The organism is Albidovulum inexpectatum, assembly GCF_002927635.1.
Classification (GTDB): Bacteria; Pseudomonadota; Alphaproteobacteria; order Rhodobacterales; family Rhodobacteraceae; genus Albidovulum; species Albidovulum inexpectatum.
The window spans coordinates 1-4,518 of the sequence record NZ_PRDS01000022.1 but is presented as its reverse complement, the minus strand read 5'-3'; the positions used below and the strand labels follow the sequence as shown (position 1 = coordinate 4,518).

Genomic DNA, 4,518 nt, shown 5'->3' with positions numbered 1-4,518 from the left:
CATAGGTTGCCGGCACAAGCCGCACCTCGTGGCCATGTCGTTGCGCCACCCGGCCCCAGTGATGGGAAGTTGCGCAAGCCTCCATGGCCACGATGCAGGTTGGCTGTTCGGTCAAAAGCGCGGCCAACCGTGTCCGCGATAGCGCCCGATTGTATAGAACCGTCCCATCCGGCCCGACCGCACAGACCTGAAAACTGCCCTTCGCCAAGTCGATCGCCAGCATGCTGATCTTCGTCGCCATCGATGTGCCCTCCAAAATTGGTTCCTATAGAACCGTCATGGCATACAAGATGCCGTTGGTGGGGGCATCCACCGCATCAGTTCACTTTGGGCCTGCAAGATCTGCGAAGAAGGAACTTTCCACGCACCATTGGCGCGATCGTTCAAGAAAGTGGCGCGACATGCCTCCATCTTCGCTGTCACAACTGACAGCATGAGGAGCCTTTCATGCAGATAATTCTCAACGGGGAAGTCTCGCCTTTCCCTGATGCCTGGGCCGAAGAGCCGCTGCTCTTCCTTTTGCGCGAGCATTTCGGGCTGACCGGGACGAAATACGGCTGCGGGGCAGGCTTCTGCGGCGCCTGCACGGTGATTCTGGACGGCGTGCCGACGCGGTCCTGCATCACTCCGGCGGCCGACGCCGACGGAGCAGAGGTGCGCACCATCGAAGGGCTGGCCGAAGGGTATCGGCTGCACCCGGTTCAGGCGGCCTGGCTCGAGCTTGGCGTGCCGCAATGCGGCTATTGCCAGTCCGGGCAGATCATGTCGGCGGTCGCCCTTCTCGAAACGACGCCGCGGCCGAACGCGGAGGACGTCGAGTCCGCGATGGCAGGCAACCTTTGCCGCTGCGGCACCTACGGACGCATCCGCGCGGCCATTGCGCGCGCCGCGGAGGCCGGGGCATGAAGAGGCGCACCTTTCTGCGGGCCGCCGGCGGCGGATTGGTGGCGATGATCGGTGTCGGAGCCGGTGTCTGGAGCCAGGTCCCGGTGATCCCGAAACGCCCCAATCCCGATCCCGAGGCGGCGTTGGGCTGGATCGCCTGGCGCGACGGTCGCTATACCCTGACGCTGCCGCGTGCAGAGATGGGCCAGAACATCGCCACTGCTCTGAAGCAGGTGGCCTGCGCCGAACTCAATGTCGGGTGGGAGATGGTCGACCTGCGCCTGCACGACACTTTGGTGCCACGGGTCAAGGCGACGGTCGGCAGCGAGTCCGTCCAGTTGTTCGTCGAGCCGCTCGCCCAGGCCTGTGCATCCCTTCGCGATGCCATCGCGGCGGGGCGGACCGAGGGTCCGGTCACCGTCGCGCCGCGGCCCATATCCGATCTGCGGAGCCTGCGTCCAGGCGGGCTGATCGGTGCTGCGCCCGAGCTGGTGCAGGGCCGCGAGATCGTGACCGGCGGATCGCTCTATGCCGCCGACGTGGCGCGGCCCGGGATCGTCTTCGGCCGGGTGCTGCGCGCCCCGGCGGCGCCCCCGGAAGTCGCCTCGCGCCCCCTGCGCTGGAACGCCGAGGCGGCCCGGTCGGTGCCCGGGTTCATCGCTATCGTCGAGGAGTGCGGACCGCCGATCGGCAAGGCCCGCGGACTGGGGATCCTGGCGCAGCGGCCCGGCGCGCTCGACACTATCGCCGAGGCGCTCGACGTCACCTGGGACATCGGCGGCCCCCATCCGCGTGCCGACATCCCGACCGAGGTGGACGTGGATCGGCGGCTGGCCGAAGGATCGTTGCCGCACACTGTGCTGGACGCGGAACCCGAGGCCGGGCCCTGGGATGTCGATCTCCGGGTGGACATCCCGCTCGCTGCCCATGCGCCTATCGAGCCTCGCGCGGCGGTCGCCGAATGGCAGGACGGCACGCTGAGGGTCTGGGCCGGAACGCAGGATGCATTCTACATCCGCGATTTTCTGGCCGATGCGTTCGACCTGTCGGGCGACGCCGTGACGGTTCAGTCCTGCCGGATCGGCGGCGCCTTCGGGGGCAAGACGATCTGCACCGTCGAGGCCGAGGCGGCCGCGTTGGCAGCCGCCGCGGGCGCGCCGGTCAAGGTGCAGTGGACCCGCGCGCAGGAACTTACCTTCGCGTTCCACCGGCCGCCCTCGTCGCACCGGATCCGGGCTCGCGTCCTAGACGGACGGATCACCGATTGGGACCATGCTCAGGTGTCGTCCCACATCCTCTTTACCGCAGCCGTCGTGCCCGCTTGGATGCAACGCGGCACTGATATGCTGATCGGCGACGGCGGCGTTGCGCGGGGCATGGCGGCGCCCCGTGTCCTTGCCCGGCGCGCGCTGCCTATGACGCGGTGCGCCTGCCGGTGCATACCGGGCCGTGGCGCGGGCTGGGGGCGGGTCCGAACGGGCTGGCCATCGAGAGCGCGATGGACGAGGCGGCACGGGTTGTGGGCGCCGATCCGCTGGCCTTTCGGATCGCCCATGCTGCCGATCCACGGCTGGCGGCGGCGCTCGAGCGCGTCCGAGAGATCTCGGAGTGGGACAGAGAGGTCGCGCCCGCTATTGCCGAAACGCGGGTCGGCCGGGGTGTGGCCTGCGGTATCTACAAGGAGAAGAGCTATGCCGCCGCCGTGGCCGAGGTCGCAGTCGATCCTCGTGGCCGGGTGCGGGTCAGCGGGCTCTGGGGTGTGCATGACTGCGGTCTCGTGATCAACCCCGACCAGGTGCGCGCGCAATGCGAGGGCAACCTCGTGTGGAGCATCGGCATGGTCCTGTCGGACAATCTGCCGCTCGAGGACGGACGCGTCGTGGCCCAAAACTTCGGCGACGCGCCGATCCCGGCCATGTCCGATGTGCCGCCGATCACCGTCGATCTCTTGGAGACGGACGCACCCCCGATGGGTTCGGGCGAGACGATGATTGTCGCCGGCCCGGGCGCCATCGCCAACGCGATCCGGGCGGCGACCGGAGTGCGCCCGCTCCATTTTCCCGTGGGGCCCGAGGTGCTGGCCACATGATGCGGTCGGGTGCTGCGGTTCGGATCGTGCCACGGAGCGCTGGCTCGGCTATCCTGCCGACAGTGCGGGAGGAGACATGAGGGCACAGGAAACCGACGACTTCGCCTCGGCCGCGATGATGCGGCTGGTCGCGGCGGGGCTCGCCCGACAGGGCATCGCTGCGGGCCTGCGCGCGCCGGGCGGCGCTCATCTGCCGCGTCCCGAAAAGCAGGCGGCGCTGGCCGCGATCATGGCAGCGCATGGCCGACTGGCGGTCATGCAGATCGCCGACGCGCTGCCGACCATGCCCCCCGAGCCGGTGCTGCTGGCCCTCACGCGCGCGCGGGATGTGCCGGATCTCCTGGCGCGCTGGCATCGCCTGGAGACCTTCAGCCACGGGAGCCACCGGGTTCGCGCAAGGGTCCAAGGTCCGCGCGAGATCGCGTTAAAGCACGAGGCGCGAGGCAAGGGTGCGGCGCCATCCGAACCTGAAACCGTGCTGGTTCTGTCGGTGCTCGCCAGGCTGGCGGAGTTGGTCCAACAAGCGCCGGTAACGCTGAGCGATCAAGGCGGCAGGTTGTGGCGCAAAGCTGGCCGGTGGTTCGACCCCGGTCGGTTAGCGCATGGCAGCGGGGTGATCCTGCACCACTCGGGGCGTCACCGGGATGAACCAACTATCACGGCCGGGCCCACCGAGGCATTGGCTACGCGACTTCGGGAACACCTGACGGCAGACCCACTGAGACGCTGGACAGTGAAAGATTTGGCTGACTGGGCAGGCCTGTCCGCCCGCACGCTGCAACGTCGGCTGACGGAACAGGGGCTAAGCCTGTCCCGGCTGGTCGCCGAGGCGCGCCTGCAGGTCGCGGCGGGGTATCTGGTCGAAAAGCCCGGCCCGAGTCTCGCACAGATCGGATTCCTTGCCGGATACTCCGATCAAGCGCACTTCACTCGTGCCTTTGCGAAGGGCGTGGGAACCTCGCCTCGTCGTTACAGGGAGGAGTTCGGCAGTGCTTCGTCGTTGCACTCATGATCGCCTGTGTGACAGGCGAAACCAATCCGGCACCCAACCGACTGAGTTCCGCAGCGATATGAAGGGCTTCGTCCCCTCTTGCTTCCACAGTGCTTCCACGGGCGGCGGAAACGCAAACGCCGCCCCGGAGGGCGGTGCGTAAGCATTTGTAAACGCGTGTGTGTTTTGGTTGCGGGGGCAGGATTTGAACCTGCGACCTTCAGGTTATGAGCCTGACGAGCTACCGGGCTGCTCCACCCCGCGTTATGATTGGTTTTTTTTGATCGTGATGGAGAGATACGTTTTGAATGAGTGCTTCTTTCTAGGTTTGGCGGTGACCTACTCTCCCACGTCTTGAGACGCAGTACCATTGGCGCTGCGGCACTTATCGACCGAGTTCGGGATGGGATCGGGAGTTTTGCTCGCGCTATGACCACCAAACCGAGGAAGAAGCACTTTGTTTTCCAAGTCGAATGTTTGCTTTTGATTGGGTATTGAGTCTTGCTGTTTCTGGATCAGATCAAGCCTATCGAGCGATTAGTACCGGTCAACT

General features: G+C 66.5%; 4 protein-coding genes, 1 tRNA gene, 1 rRNA gene and 1 pseudogene. 4 read left to right on the top strand and 3 right to left on the bottom strand.

Features of this window, described 5'->3' with window-relative positions; all coding sequences use genetic code 11:
• Window positions 1-241, bottom strand: a pseudogene (locus LV82_RS15080) (IS110 family transposase); the annotation flags it as partial.
• Window positions 242-447: 206 nt separating this feature from the next.
• Between LV82_RS15080 and LV82_RS14675 the strand changes: the two are divergent.
• From LV82_RS14675 to LV82_RS14665, 4 genes are all read left to right on the top strand, one after another.
• On the top strand, window positions 448-906 hold the full coding sequence (locus LV82_RS14675; RefSeq protein WP_104072951.1) for a (2Fe-2S)-binding protein: 459 nt from the start codon (window positions 448-450) through the stop codon (window positions 904-906).
• On the top strand, window positions 903-2,666 hold the full coding sequence (locus LV82_RS14670; protein ID WP_211289225.1) for a molybdopterin cofactor-binding domain-containing protein: 1,764 nt from the start codon (window positions 903-905) through the stop codon (window positions 2,664-2,666). Before LV82_RS14675 ends, LV82_RS14670 begins: the two co-directional genes overlap by 4 nt.
• Window positions 2,588-2,974 carry a molybdopterin cofactor-binding domain-containing protein gene (locus LV82_RS15075; RefSeq protein ID WP_342750190.1) on the top strand — a complete coding sequence of 129 codons (387 nt, stop codon included), beginning with the start codon at window positions 2,588-2,590 and terminating at the stop codon, window positions 2,972-2,974. Before LV82_RS14670 ends, LV82_RS15075 begins: the two co-directional genes overlap by 79 nt.
• A gap of 76 nt (window positions 2,975-3,050) precedes the next feature.
• Window positions 3,051-3,986 carry a helix-turn-helix transcriptional regulator gene (locus tag LV82_RS14665; protein WP_104072949.1) on the top strand — a complete coding sequence of 312 codons (936 nt, stop codon included), beginning with the start codon at window positions 3,051-3,053 and terminating at the stop codon, window positions 3,984-3,986.
• 166 nt (window positions 3,987-4,152) lie between these two features.
• Here the strand turns inward: LV82_RS14665 and LV82_RS14660 are convergent.
• Window positions 4,153-4,229 (bottom strand) — tRNA-Met (locus LV82_RS14660).
• Window positions 4,230-4,291: 62 nt separating this feature from the next.
• Window positions 4,292-4,406, bottom strand: a 5S ribosomal RNA gene (gene rrf, locus LV82_RS14655).
• Between the last annotated feature and the right edge of the window lie 112 nt (window positions 4,407-4,518).